Genomic DNA, 426 nt, shown 5'->3' with positions numbered 1-426 from the left:
TGCGCTGCTGTTGATCATCCACAATCCACTGCTGCTGAAGCGGAGCGGTATAAATAGGGTGTTCGCAGGAGAAGATCAGCATACCGCCAGGTTTTAATGCATCGTACAGGGTGGTGAATAACGGCTCGATGTGACTCAGGTAATGTAATGCCAGTGAGCTGTAGGCAAGATCATAGGTTTTATCGAGCTGCAGAGTGTCTAAATCCGCACGTTGATAGCGAATGTTCGGTGAAGAAGTCATGGCGGTCGCTTGCGCCAGCATCTTTTCTGAGACATCAATCCCCAGGACTTCACGGGCACCATGCTGCTGCGCGTAACGGCAAAACCAGCCGTATCCACAGCCTAAATCAACGACGCGCAAGTCCTTCAGATCGGGCAGCATCGCTCGCAATGCGGGCCACTCAGGTGCGCCATCCAATCCTTCCA

General features: G+C 52.8%; 1 protein-coding gene. It reads right to left on the bottom strand.

Going from position 1 to position 426, the window contains the following annotated elements; all coding sequences use genetic code 11:
• Nucleotides 1-426: class I SAM-dependent methyltransferase (locus tag QMM04_RS23235; RefSeq protein ID WP_282997243.1), on the bottom strand; the 426-nt coding region annotated here is incomplete at both ends.

This window comes from Pantoea sp. Pa-EAmG, from assembly GCF_030024295.1.
In the GTDB taxonomy this organism is placed as follows: domain Bacteria; phylum Pseudomonadota; class Gammaproteobacteria; order Enterobacterales; family Enterobacteriaceae; genus Pantoea; species Pantoea dispersa.
Note: the sequence above shows the minus strand (reverse complement) of the source record. Positions and strands in the feature narration are given on the sequence as shown.